The sequence below is a fragment of the Janthinobacterium sp. TB1-E2 genome (genome assembly GCF_036885605.1).
Classification (GTDB): Bacteria; Pseudomonadota; Gammaproteobacteria; order Burkholderiales; family Burkholderiaceae_D; genus Janthinobacterium; species Janthinobacterium aestuarii.
This window is the reverse complement of the sequence record NZ_CP142523.1, coordinates 85032-101163: the sequence shown is the minus strand read 5'-3', so window position 1 is coordinate 101163 and position 16132 is coordinate 85032. Positions and strand designations below refer to the sequence as shown.

Sequence of the window (16132 nt, the reverse complement as noted above, 5' to 3'; positions counted from 1 at the left end):
TTTAGTTCAGCAAGCCTGCATCGAGCCGTCCCTCGAGCGCCAGTTCGCGCATGATGCGCACCGTGTCGATATCGGACTCCTTGTAGGCCGAGCGGCGGAAGTCGTCGTACAGGGCGTTGGCCGCGTCGGTGGCCGCGTCGTGGCCGTCGTCGTACTGGAAGCGTACCCACATGCTCGCTTCATCGGGCATTTCGATGGTCATCACCAGCGAGGACGCGCTGATATCCTGTTGCGCCGGCACTTCGTAGCGCACCTGCAGTTGCGGTATCAGCACCACCTTGTCGTTGATGACCAGCTCGCCATAGCGCAGGCTGCGCGCGAAACCGGCATCGCTGCGCTCGCTGATCTGGCACTCGTCGAGGTGCGGCACGAACAGCTTGGGCGACTCGGCGCGCAAGACGAGGCCGCGCCAGACCTGTTCCAGTGTCAAGGTGTCGATCAGCGGGTTCAAGGGATCGTTGATTTCAATCAGGTGTTCAAATTTCATGGGACTGCCATTCGGTAAGTGGGCGCGCACGGGCGATATAGGCGGAATGGTACTCCAGGCGTGGCATCGCCGCACGCATTGAATCGGCCAAGATGGCGGCATATGGCGATATATCAATGACTATGCCTGTTTTTCAGGCAGGGTCCGCCATGCAAATAGCCCACGCGACGCTGTTACAATGGGCTGCTGTTCCCTGCGGAAATACCCTGATGTCCAAAGCACCACAGTTCGGTCTGAATGCGCCCCAAAGCGAAGCGGTTACCTACCTCGACGGCCCTTGCCTCGTGCTGGCGGGCGCCGGTTCGGGCAAGACGCGCGTGATCACGCAAAAGATCGCCCACCTGATCGAAGACCGGGGCTATGACCCGCGCACCATCGCCGCGTTGACCTTCACCAACAAGGCGGCGCTGGAAATGCAGGAACGTATCGCCAAGTTATTAAAACAGCCGCGCCAGGCCAAGCAGTTGACGGTGTCAACTTTCCACTCGCTGGGTGTGAAAATCCTGCGTCAGGAAGCCAATGGCGTGGGCTTGAAGGACCGCTTTTCCATCATGGATAGCGACGATTGTTTTTCTCTCGTGCAAGACCTCGCCATTACCACCGATAAACAGGTCATTCGCGGCATCCAGAATGCCATGTCCCTGTGGAAAAATGGCCTGATCGATCCGGACATGGCGCTGGCGCAAGCCAAGGATGAAGACGAAGCCAACGCGGCGCGCATCTACCGCAGCTATGTAGCGACCTTGTCCGCCTACCAGGCCGTCGATTTCGACGATCTGATCCGTTTACCGGTGGAACTGTTCCGCAACAACGGCCCCGTGCGCGACAAGTGGCAGCGCCGCCTGCGCTATCTGCTCGTCGATGAATACCAGGATACGAACACCTGCCAGTACGAACTGGTGAAACTGATGGTGACGGGCATCGGCAAGAAGCCGATGTTTACGGCCGTGGGCGACGACGACCAGGCGATTTATGCCTGGCGCGGCGCCACCGTGGAAAACCTGAAGACGCTGGAAACGGATTTCCCCGATCTGCGCGTGATCAAACTGGAGCAGAATTACCGTTCCACCATGCGCGTGCTCAACGCGGCCAATGCCGTCATCGGCAATAACCCGAAACTGTTTGAAAAGTCGCTGTGGTCCGAGCACGGCCTGGGTGAGCCGATCAAGGTGCTGGGCATGCAGACGGACGAGCAGGAGGCGGAGCAGGTCGCCATCATGATCTCGGCCGACCATTTTGAGCGGAAGAACAAATTTTCCGACTACGCGATTTTGTACCGCGGCAATCACCAGGCGCGCATCATCGAGCAGTGTTTGCGCAAGGAACGCATCCCGTACACGATTTCGGGCGGCCAGAGTTTCTTCGACAAGGCCGAGATCAAGGACATCATCAGCTATCTGCGTTTGCTGGCCAACGAGGACGACGATCCGGCTTTCATCCGCGCCGTGACGACGCCGCGCCGTGGCGTGGGGCAATCGACGCTGGAGGTGCTGGGCGCGTTTTCGGGGCAGTGGCAGTGCTCGCTGTTCCAGGCCGTTTTTAAAGGCGGCATCGAGGCCAAGCTGACAGACCGCCAGCTGGGGCCGCTGCGCGACTTCTGCAACTTCATCAACGACCTCGAATCGCGCGCCAGCCGTCCCGGCGCGGCCGGCAGCGGCGACAACGCGGCCGAAGTGCTGGACGACATGATGAAGGAAATCCACTACGAATCGTATCTGTACGATGCTTTCGAGGAACGCCAAGCGCAAAGCAAGTGGCAGAACGTGCTGGAATTCGTCAACTGGCTCAAGGAACGGGGCCGGGGCGGCAAGGACCGCGACGGCGAAGAAAAGAACGTGCTGGAATTGACGCAGATGGTGGCCCTGATGACCATGCTCGAGGGCAAGGACGAGGAGCAGGACGCCGTGCGCATGTCGACCCTGCACGCGTCGAAAGGTCTCGAGTTTCCGCACGTGTTTCTGGTGGGTGTGGAAGAGGGCATCTTGCCGCACAAGGGCGACCCTGACGCGCCGGCCGAAACCATCGCCGCGCGCATCCAGGAAGAGCGGCGGCTGATGTACGTGGGCATCACGCGGGCCCAGCGCACCTTGCACATCACGTGGTGCAAGAAGCGCAAGCGTGCCGGCGAGCAAGTCCATTGCGACCCGTCGCGCTTCATCAAGGAAATGGAACTCGACGTGGGCGACGCCGTGCCGACGGAGGCGGAAGTGATTTCGCCCAAGGAGAGATTGGCGCGCATGAAGGCCTTGCTGGCCGCGCCGAAGGGCTAAGCGGCGTTCACGCTTCCACGGCGCCGTCTGGCGTGGTTTTCGGCACGATGGCCAGCTGCATGCCCAGCGCATCGAGCATCTTTAAAATGGTTTCAAAGCGCGGCTTGCTGCCTTCGCGCAAGGCTTTATACGCGCCTTCACGCGTGATGTCGGCCCTGGCCGCCACCTTGCCCATACCGTAGGCGCGCACCACGTCGTTCATGGCGGACTGGAATAGTTCGGCGTTGCCGGTGGCGACGATTTCGCTCATGTAGGCAGCCACGGCTTCCTTGCTGGTCAGGTGTTGCGTGGGATCAAATTTGCTCAGGCCTAATGCGTCCAGGTCGTCGAGGTCAAAGCCGTCAGCGTCAGTATGGTCGTTCATTTTTTTCGTGCTCCTGTCGATGGGCTGGCCACCGCTTTTTGTTTCCGGATGGCCGCCTGTTGGGCCTTCAATGTTTGCAGTATCGCTTGCGCGTGCTTGATGTCGCGCCGCTGGCTCGACTTGTCGCCACCGAGCAGCAGCAAGATCAGGGTGCCCAGGTTGGTCTCGTGAAAATACACGCGCCAGCCCGGTCCTGTCTGTAAAAAACGCAGCTCGCACACGCCTTCGCCCACAGGCCGCCAGTCGCCCTTTTTACCGTGCTGAAAATGCTTGATGCGCGCATCGATGGCGGCGGCCGCCACGTCGTGCAGACACTCTTCCCAGCGGCGGTATTCAGCCGTCTTGCGCGTGTCGATCAGCAGTGGTTCGGGTGGCGTCGGTGCATCCATTGTAATCGTTTGTTCTCATTCGTCAAGCGGTTTGATTCAGCCATACGGAGAGAATAGGCAGAAATCGGCACCGCTACAGGAAGAATGCCGCTTGTTTGTCCTGGCTCACGCCGCGACGGCGGTAGAATGCCGCTTTCAGTGAGAAATGATCGTGAGCACCATGGACAATGCAGAACAGATGGAAGTACGTTTCGTCGATATCGAAATCAAGCTGGCGCAGCAGGAAGACCTGGTCGAATCGCTGAACCAGATGGTGTACCAGCAGGGCAAGCGCATCGACCAGCTCGAGGCGATGCTGCACAAGCTGGGCGAACACGTGCGCGACGGCGCGCAGCAGGCAAATGGCGGGCTGGTCAACGAGCGTCCGCCGCATTACTAAATCGGCATCGTGACGCGGGACACGTGAAAACCGTTCATCACTGGCGGGCGCGCTACCATCGGTAGTTGCTGGTGACGCAAGTGTTTCAGGCTGTTATTATTTCAGGCTGGCCCGCGACACAATCGCGGCTCTCTTGCGTTTCTTGAAAGAAGACATGACCCGTCCAACAATGCTCGTCATCGCCGCCAGCCTGATGCTGGCGCCAGCCGCCGCCGTTTTTGCCGCCACCGCGGTGCCAACCACCACCGCTACCGCGGCGGTAGCCTTGCCTGCCTCGAACCCGTTTGCGCAAGCGAGCAGCCTGCCATTCAACTATCCGCCGTTCGACAAGGTGCAGGACGCCGACTACGCGCCCGCCTTTACGGCAGGCATGGCCGCCAACCTGGCGGAAATCAGTGCGATTGCGAACAACAAGAAACCTGCCACGTTCGACAACACCATCGTGGCCATGGAGCGCTCGGGCCAGTTGCTGAGCCGTGTGCGTACCGTGTTTTCCGTAATGTCCGGCTCGAATACGAATGACACGATCCAGGGCCTGGAACGCGAACTGGCGCCGAAAATGGCGGCCCACAGCGACGCGATCATGCTCAATGACAAATTGTTCAAGCGCATCGATACCCTGTACGCCAAGCGCGACAAGCTGGGCCTCGATGCCGAATCGAAACGCTTGCTCGAGCGCTATCACACGGACTTTGTGCGCGCCGGCGCCAAGCTGTCGGTGGCTGACAAGGAAAAGCTGCGCGCCTACAACGGCCAGCTCGCTGCCCTGTCGACCAAGTTCGCGCAGAACGTGCTGAAGGAATTGAACGCGTCGGCCGTCGTCGTCGACACGCGCGAGGAACTGGACGGCCTGTCGCCGGCCGCCATCGAAGTGGCTGCCGGCCTGGCCAAGAAGCGCGGCCTGGACGGCAAATACGTGATCGCCCTCGTCAACACGACGGGCCAGGCGCCGCTGTCGCTGCTGACCAACCGTGCCTTGCGCGAACGCATCATGGCCGCCTCGCAAGCGCGCGGCAGCCGTGGCGGCGAGTTCGACAATACCCAGGAAGTGCTGGAACTGGCGAAACTGCGCGCCGAACGTGCCGCGCTGATGGGCTACCCTAACTACGCGGCGTATTCGCTGGAAGACCAGACGGCGCACGACACGACCGCCGTGAACGCCCTGCTGGGCGAGCTGGCGAAGCCGGCCGTCGTCAATGCGCGCCGTGAAGCGGACGATATCCAGAAGGTCATCGATGCAGGAAAAGGCGGCTTCAAGGTGGGTGCCGCCGACTGGGCCTTCTATAGCGACAAGGTGCGCGCCGAACGCTACAACTTCGACGAGACGCAGTTGAAACCGTACTTTGAAATGCACAGCGTGCTGACCAAGGGCGTGTTCTTTGCCGCCGGTAAGTTGTACGGTCTCACGTTCAAGCAGCGCACCGACTTGCCCGTCTACACGTCCGACATGCTGGTCTACGACGTCTTCAATGAAGACGGTACGCAGCTGGCCATCTTTACGCTTGACCCTTACGCGCGCAGCAACAAGCGCGGCGGCGCTTGGGCGAATGCCTACGTGGGCCAGTCGACCTTGCTGGGCCGTAAGCCGGTGATCGCGAATAACCTGAACATTCCGAAGCCGGAAGCGGGCCAGCCGACCCTGATGACGTTTGACGAAGTCAACACCATGTTCCACGAATTCGGCCATGCGCTGCATGGCATGTTTTCGAACGTAACATACCCGCGCTTTGCCGGCACCAGCGTGCCGCGCGACTTCGTCGAATACCCGTCGCAAGTCAATGAAATGTGGGCGCTGTGGCCGGAAGTGCTGCAAAACTATGCCAAGCACTATCAGACGGGCGCGGCGATTCCTGCCGAGCTGCTGGCGAAAGTGACGGCGGCCGACAATTTCAACCAGGGCTATAAAACCACGGAATACCTGGCGTCGGCCCTGCTGGACCAGCGCTGGCACCAGCTGACCCCGGCACAGATCCCGACCGACGTGCTGGCCTTTGAAAAGGCCGCCTTGACGGATGCGGGCGTCGATTTCGCCCCGGCGCCGCCGCGCTACCGCACCACGTATTTCTCGCACGCGTTCGCGGGCGGTTACTCGGCCGGCTACTACGCGTATCTGTGGTCGGAAAAGCTCGACGCCGACACGGTCGAGTGGTTCAAGGAAAACGGCGGCCTGACGCGCAAGAACGGCGACTGGTTCCGCAATAAACTGCTGTCGCGCGGCGGCAGCGCCGACGCGCTCGACATCTACCGCAACTTCCGCGGCCGCGATGCGAAGATCGAGCCGCTGCTGCAACGCCGTGGCTTGAACGGCAAGTAATCCTCGTACCCGTCACCGGCCTGGCCGGTGATGAACATCAGTGGCCGCCATGTAATGGGTGGCCATTTTTATTTGGCGAATCACCACACAAACCGTGGTAAACCGCGCAGTTGGCGCGATGCACCACAGGATCGCCCATGTTGGATGACGCCTGTGTGACAGGCTGCTATGATCTGCCACTGGCCCGCGACGCGATCGCGGCTCTTCCCCGCGCTTTCTGAAAGATGTCATGATCCGTCCACAACTGCTCGTCATCGCCGCCAGCGTCATGCTGGCCCACGCCGCTCCATCCGCCATGGCTGCCGCCACTGCAAAATCCGCGCCCGCCGCCGCCGTCAGCGCCCAGAACCCCCTGCTGAAAGCCAGTCCGCTGCCATTCCAGATGCCGCAATTCGGCCTGATCAAGGATGCGCACTACGCGCCGGCGTTTGCCGAAGGCATGAAACGCCAGCTGGCCGAAGTCAACGCCATTGCGAACAATCGCCAGGCGCCCACGTTCGAGAACACCATCGTGGCGCTCGAGCGCACGGGGCAGTTGCTGCACCGCGTGCAAAGCATCTTCAGCAACATGACGTCGACCAACACGAATAGCGTGCTGGAAGCGGTGGAAGTGGACGTGTCGCCGAAACTGGCCGCGCATGGCGATGCGATTACCCTGAATCCAAAACTGTTTATCCGCATCGACACCCTGTACGCCAAGCGCGACAAGCTGGGCCTCGATGCCGAATCCTTGCGCTTGCTGGAACGCTATCACACGGACTTCGTGCGCGCCGGCGCCAAGCTGTCCGATGCGGACAAGGAAAAATTGAAAGCCTACAACGCCGAGCAGGCTGGCCTGGAAACGGCCTTCGCGCAAAACGTGCTGAAGGAAACGAATGCCAAGAGCATCGTCGTCGACACGCGTCTTGAGCTGGCCGGCATGACGGACAGCGATATCGATACGGCCGCCGCAGCCGCCAAGGAGCGGGGCTTGAGCGGCAAGTTCCTCATCGCCCTGGTCAACACCAGCGGCCAGCCGCCATTGGCCGTATTGACGGATCGCAAGACGCGTCAGCGCCTGATGGATGCGTCGCTGAACCGGGGCAGCCAGGGCGGCGAGTTCGACAACCGCGCCATCGTCTTGAAACTGGCGAAACTGCGCGCCGAACGGGCTACCTTGCTCGGTTACGCCAACTACGCCGCGTATTCGCTGGAAGACCAGACGGCCAAGACCACGATGGCCGTCAACACCTTGCTGTCGGAACTGGCGAAACCGGCCGTTGCCAACGCGCGCCGCGAAGCGGCCGACCTGCAGCAAGTGGTCGATGCGGAAAAAGGCGGTTTCCAGGTAGCGGCGGCCGATTGGGCCATCTACACGGACAAGCTGCGCAAGCAACGTTTCAATTTCGATGAAAACGAACTGAAACCGTATCTGGAACTCAACAGCGTGCTGAACAACGGCGTGTTCTTTGCCGCGAATAAACTGTATGGCATCAGCTTCAAGGAGCGTAAGGACTTGCCGGTGTACAACCCGGACGTGCGCGTCTACGACGTGACGGACGCCAACGGCAAGCCGCTGGCCTTGTTCATCGCCGACTTCTATGCGCGCGGCAACAAGCATGGCGGCGCGTGGATGAATGAATACGTGTCGCAATCGTCTTTGATGGGCACGCATCCGGTGGTGGCCAACCAGTTGAACATTCCGAAACCGCCCGCCGGCCAGCCGACGCTCTTGACGTTCGATGAAGTGACGACCATGTTCCACGAATTCGGCCATGCGTTGCACGGCATGTTTTCGAACGTGAAATATCCGCGCTTTGCCGGCACCAGCGTGCCGAGCGACTTCGTCGAGTATCCATCGCAAGTCAATGAAATGTGGGCCGTCTGGCCGGAAGTGCTGCAAAACTATGCCAAGCACTACCAGAGCGGCGCGGCCATGCCGCAGGAATTGCTCGACAAGGTGACGGCGGCGAAGAAATTCAACCAGGGTTTCATGACGACGGAATACCTGTCGGCAGCGTTGCTGGACCAGCGCTGGCACCAGCTGGCGCCAAGCCAGATCCCAACCGACGTGCTGGCCTTTGAAGCGGAGTCGCTGAAAGACGCTGGCGTCGATTACGCGCCCGTGCCGCCGCGCTACCGTACCAGCTACTTCTCGCACAGCTTCTCGGGCGGCTATTCGGCCGCGTATTACGCTTACCTGTGGTCGGAAAAGCTGGACGCAGAATCGGTCAACTGGTTCAAGGAAAACGGCGGCCTGACACGCAAGAACGGCGACTGGTTCCGCAGCAAATTGCTGTCGCGCGGCGGCAGCGTCGATGCGCTGCAACTGTTCCGTGACTTCCGTGGCCGCGACGCCACCGTGGAACCGCTGCTGGAACGCCGCGGCTTGAACGCGAAGTAAGACGTCCTCGTCAGAAGCTTGCGTTGCGTTGACATGGCGCACGCAAGCTTTCCGTGCCGGCGGCGTAGAATTGAGTAAGATGTAAACAAGAAGGCAGTCGAAAGAGTATATGAGTCAGCAAGATTTGAATGGCATCACCCTGGAAGGTATCGTGACGCGCCTGCACGCCCACTACGGCTGGGACGGCCTGGCCAAGCACATCGATATCAATTGCTTCATCAGCGATCCCAGCATCAAGTCGAGCCTGAAGTTTTTGCGCAAGACCCCGTGGGCCAGGAGCAAGGTGGAACAATTGTTCCTGGACACGCAATTTACTGACTGACAGGAAAAAACATGGATAGCAAACTCAAGGAATCGCTGCAACAACTGCATTCGACACTGGAAACCAGCGGCCCCGTCGATGAAGAACTGCATGGTTTGCTGCAAAAACTCGATGTCGACATCAAGTTGCTGATGGAAAAGCGCGCCGCGCAAGAGCAGGAAGAAGAGTCGACCACCTATGGCCTGGCCGAGCGCAGCCAGGAATTGTCGGCCAAGTTTGCCGTCAAGCACCCGAAATTGGAGCCGGCGTTGCGGGAACTTGGTGAGATTCTGGCGAATATGGGGATTTGATCGGGGTCCGACCCGCCGGGTCGTACCCCAGCAGTCAAAAATTCTGGGGTCAGACCCAACGGGTCTGACCCCAAGTGATTGAAAAATAAACGTTTTTTGTACTGAAATCCAACAGTAAAAAGCAGGCCGTCAGGTTGGAAATGGCCAATTCCGGTACAATCCGTACCCTATGAGCTCCCCTACCAATTTATTTGCGACCGTTCCCAAGCGGTCTGCCCGCGCTGCCGTGGCGCCTTTCCTGCCGATGTCGCGTGCCGAGATGGACGCGCTGGGCTGGGACCAGTGCGACGTCATCCTCGTCACGGGCGACGCCTACATCGACCATCCGAGTTTCGGCATGGCCCTCGTTGGCCGCCTGCTCGAAGCGCAAGGCTACCGCGTCGGCATCATCAGCCAGCCGGACTGGCTGTCGGCCGACGCGTTCCGCATCCTCGGCAAGCCGCGTTTGTACTACGGCATTACCGCCGGCAACATGGATTCCATGGTCAACCAGTATACGGCCGACCGCAAGATCCGCTCCGACGATGCCTACACGGCGAATGCGGAACCGAACAAGCGCCCGGACCGCGCCGTCACCGTGTACGCGCAGCGCGCGCGCGAAGCGTATCCCGACGTGCCCATCGTCATCGGCAGCATCGAAGCATCGTTGCGCCGCATCGCCCATTACGATTACTGGTCGGACAAGGTCCGCCGTTCCGTCTTGCCCGATTCCAAGGCCGATCTGCTAATCTTCGGCAATGCCGAGCGGGCGCTGGTCGATCTGACCCACCGCCTGGCCGCCGGCGAACACATCAAGGATATCCGCAACTTGCGCGGCACGGCCTTCATGGTGCCATCCGGCTGGCTGCCCGGCGACGACTGGGGTGTGCACAACTCCACCCGCGTCGACGTGCCCGGCAAGATCGATCCGCACTACAGCCCGTATGAGATGGTGCAGGAAGACAAGACCGCCTGCGCCACGGAAAATGCGTCGAAATCGGCCGAAGTCATCAAGCCGATCCGCATCATGAGCCGTGAAGAGCGCCTGGCCATGGCCAAGGAAAAGCATGACAAGACGGTCGTGCGCCTGCCCGCCTACGACGTCGTCAAGGATGACCCCGTCATGTATGCGCACGCGTCGCGCGTGTTCCACCTGGAATCGAATCCCGGCAATGCGCGCGCCATGGTGCAGGCGCATGGCGAACGCGACGTGTGGCTCAACCCGCCGCCGCTGCCGCTGGCCATGGACGAGATGGATGGCGTGTACGACATGAATTACGCGCGCGCCCCGCACCCGAGCTATGGCAAGGCGCATATTCCCGCCTGGGAAATGATCCGCTTTTCCGTCAACATCATGCGCGGCTGCTTCGGCGGCTGCACCTTCTGCTCGATTACCGAGCATGAAGGCCGCATCATCCAGAGCCGTTCGGAGCCGTCGATTCTGCGTGAAATCGAGCATATCCGCGATAAAACCAAAGGCTTTACAGGCACCATTTCCGATATGGGTGGCCCGACGGCGAATATGTACCGCCTGGCCTGCAAGGAAAAAGAGATCGAAGTGTCGTGCCGCCGCCTGTCGTGCGTGTACCCGTCCATCTGCGTGAACCTGGGCACGGACCACAGCAAGCTCATCTCGCTGTACCGCAAGGCGCGCGCCATTCCCGGCATCAAGAAAGTGCTGATCAGCTCAGGTCTGCGCTACGACCTGGCCGTACGTTCGCCTGAATACGTCAAGGAACTGGTCACGCACCACGTCGGCGGCCTCTTGAAAATTGCGCCCGAGCACACGGAAGAGGGGACTTTGTCGAAGATGATGAAGCCCGGCATCGGCGCGTACGACGAATTCAAGGAAATGTTCGACCGTTTCTCGCTGGAAGCAGGCAAAAAGCAGTATCTGATCCCGTATTTCATCGCCGCCCATCCGGGCACGACGGACGTGGACATGCTGAACCTGGCCCTGTGGCTGAAGAAGAACAATTTCAAGCTGGACCAGGTGCAAACCTTCATGCCCACGCCGATGGCCATGGCCACGACGATGTATCACACGCGCAAGAATCCTTTGCGCAAGGTGACGGCGGACTCGGAAGTGGTCGAAACGGCCCGCAGCGGCAAGATCCGCCGCACGCACAAAGCCTTCCTGCGCTATCAGGATCCGGCCAACTGGCCGATCCTGCGCGAAGCGCTGGTCAACATGGGCCGTGGCGACTTGATCGGCAATGGCGACAAGCATTTGATTCCGGCCTGGACCTCGTCCGAGTCGGGCGGACTGGCCGCAGGCGAACGCAGCCGCCAGACGCATGGCGCCGGCACGCCGGACAAGTTCAAGGTCACGCCGGGCAAGAACCGCATCGCCCTGGGCGGCACGGCCGCCGCGCCGAAGGCGACAGCCGTCGAATCGAAAGTGCGTCCATCGATCCTGTCGACCATCAAGACCAAGGCCAAGCCGGCCGCCGTGCCGATGGGCCGTGGCGGCAAGCCGCCATCCAAGGGCGCTCATGCCGCACCGGCACGGGGCGGACGCAAGTAAGCCAGCGTCACTGTCACCGGCATCGACTGAGAACCCGGCAACGCATACAGCGTTGCCGGGTTTTTTGCCATCTGCGCACCAACATGGGGCGCAGCACGCCATGCTGGCAGGATTTTTACCAATATTTAAAAATTGAATAGAGCAAAAGGCAATTTTCCCTTGTGGCAACTTGGTATTTGAAAATATACTCGTTGAACATTTAGCCGTACGTCAACAATACTGCCATTCTGGCAAGCGCCGGCGTACGCGGCTCCCAGCGTTGATATGAAAAGAGATGCCAATTGAAATGCCTTTCCTGCCAGGCCGAGAATAAGCCGGGCGCCAAATTCTGTTCTTCCTGCGGCACGACGTTTGCCGTTGCCACGACCGTTGCCGCCCCGGTGCCGGGAAAATCCTGTGGCCAGTGCGGCCATGACTGCAAGCCGGACGCCCGGTTCTGCCCCAAGTGCGCGTTCAGCTTTGCCGTGGCGCCGGTGGCCGCAGCGATGCCGCCGCCGCTGCCAGAGCCGGTCATCGCGCCGGAGATTGCGCCCGTCATTGAACCTGTCATTGAACCCGTGTCCGTGCCTGAGCCTGCCCCGGCACCGGTGGCGGAACCGGTCGCGCCACCTGCGCCACCGCCCGTGCTGGAAAAGCGCCGTGCCGATCCTGTCCCTGCGCCCGCCCCCGCACGGGAACCAGAAGCCGCTCCCGCAGCAGTGACAGACGGCGCTCCCGACACGCCTGCTGACAGCCCACCGGCTGGCAAGCGCATGAAACTGATCGCCGCGGCCGTCGCAGCGGTGGTGCTTCTGGGCGGTGCGGGCGCTTACTATTTCTTGTCAGGCAAGCCGCCTGTCGCCGTGCCTGAACCGGAGGCAACCTTGCCGGTGCAGGAAGACCCTGCGCCGGCCGCCGAGCAGCCGCTGGCCATCGATGACGCTGCGCTCGATGGCGGCACGGCGGGCGACCTTGCCGCGACACCAGCTGCCGAGCCCGAGCCTGAGCCAGCGGCAGCGCCTGCTCCGGCACCCGAGCCGGCTCCAGCAGCGGCCCCGGCCCCTGTCGTGGAAAAACCGGCCAAGCCCGTCAAGGTGACCCCGCCACCGGCGCCTGTCAAACAGACGACGGGCCTGGAAAGCGTGATCACGGACAGCCTGTCGGAAGCGAGCCACTGCATGAGCCAGCGCAAATACGACTGTGCCATTGCCAATGCGAATGCCGTGTTGCGCATGGACAAGGGCAACCGCCATGCGCAGGACATCAAGCGCAAGGCGAAGGAAGCGCAAGACAAGGCCTTGTCGCAAATCCAGATCGAGTAAGCCGTGCTGCTTGCCTTCCATTCCTATTTTGTTCCTTCCGGAGAATAACGTGAAAAACTTGAAACAAATGGCCAAGCCCATGGTGGCGATGCTGGTCGTGTCGTCGATGCTGGCCGGCTGCGCCGCCCCGGGCGGGCCTGGCGCCACGGGCAATACCACCACCGCAGGCACGGAAGCGGCCAGTGGCGAATGCAATACGGCCATGCTGGCCGGCATCGGCGCCGTCGTGGGCGGCTTGCTGGGCGGCGGCAACAACACCGTGCGCGGTGCGGCCCTGGGCGCCAGCCTGGGCGCGCTCGCCTGCGTGGCCTTGAATTATCAAAGCCAGCAAGTCAAGACGTCGCAGCAGGTGCAGGCCGATTACAAGGTGGCCAACAAGGGCAAGCTGCCCGAGCAGTCGACCCTGGTGAAATACGAGACGGGCTTTACGCCGTCGTCCGTGCGTCCGGGCCAGAAGGCGCAGACCAATTCGTACATCGAAGTGGCGGCCGGCACGCGCGATCCGAACCCGCTGGTGGAAGAAGAATTGAGCCTGTACAAGCCCAATGGCGAGCTGATCAAAACCGTGCGCAAGGTGGTCAGCAGCAATAACGGCAGCGGCGCCTACAAGGGCGGCTTCTCGATTCCCATGCCTGAAGGCGTGCCGCAGGGCATTTACCCGGTACGCACGGCCCTGTACCTGAATAGCAAGCGCGTCGGTGGCCAGGACGTCAAGCTGCAGATCGTCCAGCGCCAGGCGCCTGCGAGCGAGCTGCAACTGGCGCTGGCCTACTGACACAGTATGACCATGGGACGGCCAGGCAGGCCGTCCCCTCCCGATTCATCCCTTCCAGGCCAGACATGACCATTTCCACACAAACACATCAACCTCTTCCCTTTTCCTCCGCCGTGGGTTCGCTGATCGAAGCGACCGACGCCATCAGGAACTTTCGCGCGATTGCGCTGCTGGCCCTGACCTTCATCAGCGCCGTGCTCGTCGGTGGCGTGCTGACGATGCTTGCCGGCGGCATGAGCAGTCCGCTGCTGGTCTTTGTCGCTGGCCTGATGGCCTTCCTTGTGATGTTTTACGGTTCCAACGCCGTCGGCATCATGCTGATGCGCGATGCGCAAGGCCAGCCTGGCATGAGCCTGGTTGATGCCATGCTCGTTTCGCTGTACACGAGCCACCGCCTGATCGCGGTCGTCTTCCTTGAATTTTTGATCGTGCTGGCGGCCATGATCACCATCGCCATCATCTTGTTTGTCTGCAAGATTCCCGTGCTCGGCCCCGTGCTGTACACGGTCGTCTTCCCGCTGTCGGCCATCGTGCTGGGCGTGCTGGTGTTTGCGCTGTTCTACGTGATGCTGCCGCTGGCCGGCCCTGCCGCCTGGTCGGGCGCCACCGTGTTCCAGATCATTGCCCGCCTGAACCTGATCGTGCGCACCAAGCTGGTGTCCGTGATCTTGCTGGAAGTGCTGTTGTTCCTGATCACCTCGTTTGTCGCGCTGCTGATCTTTGGCGTGGTCGGTACCGGCGTGTCGCTGACCAGCGGCATGTCGGCCGGCATCCTGGGCCTGGGCGGCCAGATGAATATGTACACCCTGGCTTCGGGTCTGAATGGCGGTTCCGGCTACATCATCGCAGCGGGCCTGGGCGGCGGCTTGCTGTTGGCGGCCGCGGCCGTGGTACCGGGCCTGATCTTCACCAAGGGCGTGTGCATCATCTACCTGAACGCTACGCGCAATGTCGATTTCAGCGCCTCGGAAGCGAGCCTGAACGACGGCCTGGCCACGGTCAAGAAAAAAGCCGAGGAAGCGCGTGAACGCGCGCGTGCCCTGGCCGAACAGGCGGCTGCACCGGCCGCACCGGCCACGCCGGCTGCCGCGCCCGTTGACAGCCTGCATTGCCCGAGCTGCAAGGCACCGGTCGCGTCCGATGACGTGTTCTGCGGCGAATGCGCGCATAAACTCAAGTAAGGCACACCATGGCTCACTTCTGCACCAAATGCGGCACAGCCCATGCCCCCGGGGCGCGCTTCTGCGATGAATGCGGCAAGGCTGTCAACGCCGCACCGGCGCCCGCGTCCGCTCCTGTACCGGCATCTGCACCAGCCGCGACGCCGGCGCTGTCCGGCGTGAAGCGGCGCCACGTCATGATCGCCGGCGGCGTGCTGGCGGCGGTCATCGTGGCCGGTGGCGCGCTGGCGTGGCTGCTGGCGCCCGAGGCGGCCTCGGCCAGCAGTTTCAGCCGCGCCATCGATGCCCACCTGGCGGCCGACGAGGCGGCGCGCGACAAGCTGCTGTGCCTCACCAACTTGCCGTACCAGAAGGAAGAGATCCGCGTGGCGTCGTACGACAGTTCCACTCGGCAATGGCTCGATATCCTCGTGCGTAGCGGGCTGTACAACGCTCCCGTCGAACAAGGCAGCGGTGGTTGGGTTGCGCAATCGCAATTTGTCTACGCGCTGGCCGCGCCGGGCAAGGCGGCCTTGCGTGGCGACAAGCTGTGCGTGGCCAAGGGCGTGAAAGTGGCCAAGGTCAGCGGCTACGATCAGGTGCGCGACCTGGGCGTACAGCAAGTGGCGATGGCCAAGGCCACCCTGACGCTGACCGATGAGGCGGCGTGGTTCGCCAAATCGCCGGACCGCGCGCTGATCCTGCAGCGCTTGCCGGACGGCGATCTGCAAGTGCGACTGCCGATGGCGCTGGTTGACAAGCAATGGCAAGTCATCGATGAAGCGCAGATGAACCAGGCGGCCATGACCGGTGCGATAGGCAAATCGTCGGCCGCGCAGGGTGCGGGCATGCTGGACAAGCTGAAAAGCGTGTTCAGCTTTGGCGGCCACCCGGCGGTGGGGAAATGGCAGGCGGCGATGGGCAACGTCCTGGAATTTACAAGTGACAGCGTGATCAATAACGGCACCTCGACCAAGGCCACCTTCACCACCAAGGGCAATACCGTGACGATCGCGCCGGAAGGCGCGGGCGAAGCGGCCATGGATATTATCGTCAGCGACGATGGCAGCACGGCGCAGATCAGCATGGGCGGCATGCGGGTAACGACCCTGCGGCGCGTGCGCGATTAAATCTGTCAGGCGGCGCGGCTTGCCGCCTGATCTGCTTCCCGAAGCCCGGCCATGCCGGGCTT

At 61.6% G+C, this 16132-nt stretch carries 14 protein-coding genes and 1 pseudogene; 12 read left to right on the top strand and 3 right to left on the bottom strand.

The genetic code is table 11. The features are described 5' to 3' along the window. Position 1 precedes the first annotated feature (1 nt). Entirely contained in the window at positions 2 to 487 is a 486-nt protein-coding gene (locus OPV09_RS00430; RefSeq protein WP_046683204.1) for an SRPBCC family protein, read from the bottom strand. A gap of 209 nt (positions 488 to 696) precedes the next feature. Between OPV09_RS00430 and OPV09_RS00425 the strand changes: the two genes are divergently transcribed. Next, a complete protein-coding gene (locus OPV09_RS00425; protein ID WP_051991465.1) occupies positions 697 to 2757 on the top strand; it encodes a UvrD-helicase domain-containing protein in 2061 nt (686 codons plus the stop codon). Between the two features lie 7 nt (positions 2758 to 2764). Here the strand turns inward: OPV09_RS00425 and OPV09_RS00420 are convergent, their stop codons facing one another. Beyond that, positions 2765 to 3121 carry an addiction module antidote protein gene (locus OPV09_RS00420; protein WP_051991466.1) on the bottom strand — a complete coding sequence of 119 codons (357 nt, stop codon included), beginning with the start codon at positions 3119 to 3121 and terminating at the stop codon, positions 2765 to 2767. Further along, the gene (locus OPV09_RS00415; RefSeq protein WP_338680134.1) at positions 3118 to 3510 is read right to left on the bottom strand and encodes a type II toxin-antitoxin system RelE/ParE family toxin; all 393 of its coding nucleotides are present in this window, start codon (positions 3508 to 3510) and stop codon (positions 3118 to 3120) included. The genes OPV09_RS00420 and OPV09_RS00415 overlap by 4 nt, the downstream gene beginning before the upstream one ends. A gap of 160 nt (positions 3511 to 3670) precedes the next feature. Here OPV09_RS00415 and OPV09_RS00410 point away from each other — a divergent pair, with 160 nt between their 5' ends. From OPV09_RS00410 to OPV09_RS00360, 11 genes and pseudogenes are all read left to right on the top strand, one after another. Continuing rightward, positions 3671 to 3889, top strand: coding sequence for a SlyX family protein (locus OPV09_RS00410; protein WP_034753936.1), 219 nt, complete (start codon positions 3671 to 3673; stop codon positions 3887 to 3889). 154 nt (positions 3890 to 4043) lie between these two features. Then, positions 4044 to 6203, top strand: coding sequence for a M3 family metallopeptidase (locus OPV09_RS00405; RefSeq protein WP_338680133.1), 2160 nt, complete (start codon positions 4044 to 4046; stop codon positions 6201 to 6203). 229 nt (positions 6204 to 6432) lie between these two features. Further along, positions 6433 to 8586: a M3 family metallopeptidase gene (locus OPV09_RS00400; RefSeq protein WP_338680132.1), complete on the top strand. Its 2154-nt coding sequence runs from the start codon at positions 6433 to 6435 to the stop codon at positions 8584 to 8586. Positions 8587 to 8695: 109 nt separating this feature from the next. After that, positions 8696 to 8908 (top strand): VF530 family DNA-binding protein, encoded by a 213-nt coding sequence (locus tag OPV09_RS00395; protein ID WP_070219603.1) that lies wholly within the window; start codon positions 8696 to 8698, stop codon positions 8906 to 8908. 11 nt (positions 8909 to 8919) lie between these two features. Next, positions 8920 to 9198 (top strand): DUF4404 family protein, encoded by a 279-nt coding sequence (locus tag OPV09_RS00390; protein WP_034753883.1) that lies wholly within the window; start codon positions 8920 to 8922, stop codon positions 9196 to 9198. Between the two features lie 244 nt (positions 9199 to 9442). Next, positions 9443 to 11704, top strand: a complete 2262-nt coding sequence (locus tag OPV09_RS00385; protein ID WP_338682410.1) for a YgiQ family radical SAM protein — start codon at positions 9443 to 9445, stop codon at positions 11702 to 11704. Positions 11705 to 11985: 281 nt separating this feature from the next. Further along, a pseudogene (locus OPV09_RS28390) lies at positions 11986 to 12093 on the top strand (zinc-ribbon domain-containing protein); the annotation flags it as partial. Positions 12094 to 12267: 174 nt separating this feature from the next. Next, positions 12268 to 13005, top strand: coding sequence for a hypothetical protein (locus tag OPV09_RS00375; RefSeq protein ID WP_338680126.1), 738 nt, complete (start codon positions 12268 to 12270; stop codon positions 13003 to 13005). A 49-nt stretch (positions 13006 to 13054) separates the two neighbouring features. Next, complete coding sequence (locus tag OPV09_RS00370) at positions 13055 to 13780, top strand: hypothetical protein (RefSeq protein ID WP_338680125.1); 726 nt, start codon at positions 13055 to 13057, stop codon at positions 13778 to 13780. A gap of 65 nt (positions 13781 to 13845) precedes the next feature. Then, the gene (locus OPV09_RS00365) at positions 13846 to 14961 is read left to right on the top strand and encodes a zinc ribbon domain-containing protein (RefSeq protein WP_338680124.1); all 1116 of its coding nucleotides are present in this window, start codon (positions 13846 to 13848) and stop codon (positions 14959 to 14961) included. A gap of 8 nt (positions 14962 to 14969) precedes the next feature. Then, on the top strand, positions 14970 to 16070 hold the full coding sequence (locus OPV09_RS00360; RefSeq protein WP_338680122.1) for a zinc ribbon domain-containing protein: 1101 nt from the start codon (positions 14970 to 14972) through the stop codon (positions 16068 to 16070). The last annotated feature ends 62 nt before the right edge of the window (positions 16071 to 16132 follow it).

Coding starts and splice junctions, on each gene's coding strand:
- OPV09_RS00405 (WP_338680133.1), top strand. CDS start 4,044: ATGACCCGTCCAACAATGCTCGTCATCGCCGCCAGCCTGATGCTGGCG.
- OPV09_RS00360 (WP_338680122.1), top strand. CDS start 14,970: ATGGCTCACTTCTGCACCAAATGCGGCACAGCCCATGCCCCCGGGGCG.
- OPV09_RS00420 (WP_051991466.1), bottom strand. CDS start 3,121: ATGAACGACCATACTGACGCTGACGGCTTTGACCTCGACGACCTGGAC.
- OPV09_RS00400 (WP_338680132.1), top strand. CDS start 6,433: ATGATCCGTCCACAACTGCTCGTCATCGCCGCCAGCGTCATGCTGGCC.
- OPV09_RS00385 (WP_338682410.1), top strand. CDS start 9,443: ATGTCGCGTGCCGAGATGGACGCGCTGGGCTGGGACCAGTGCGACGTC.
- OPV09_RS00410 (WP_034753936.1), top strand. CDS start 3,671: ATGGACAATGCAGAACAGATGGAAGTACGTTTCGTCGATATCGAAATC.
- OPV09_RS00395 (WP_070219603.1), top strand. CDS start 8,696: ATGAGTCAGCAAGATTTGAATGGCATCACCCTGGAAGGTATCGTGACG.
- OPV09_RS00365 (WP_338680124.1), top strand. CDS start 13,846: ATGACCATTTCCACACAAACACATCAACCTCTTCCCTTTTCCTCCGCC.
- OPV09_RS00425 (WP_051991465.1), top strand. CDS start 697: ATGTCCAAAGCACCACAGTTCGGTCTGAATGCGCCCCAAAGCGAAGCG.
- OPV09_RS00430 (WP_046683204.1), bottom strand. CDS start 487: ATGAAATTTGAACACCTGATTGAAATCAACGATCCCTTGAACCCGCTG.
- OPV09_RS00415 (WP_338680134.1), bottom strand. CDS start 3,510: ATGGATGCACCGACGCCACCCGAACCACTGCTGATCGACACGCGCAAG.
- OPV09_RS00390 (WP_034753883.1), top strand. CDS start 8,920: ATGGATAGCAAACTCAAGGAATCGCTGCAACAACTGCATTCGACACTG.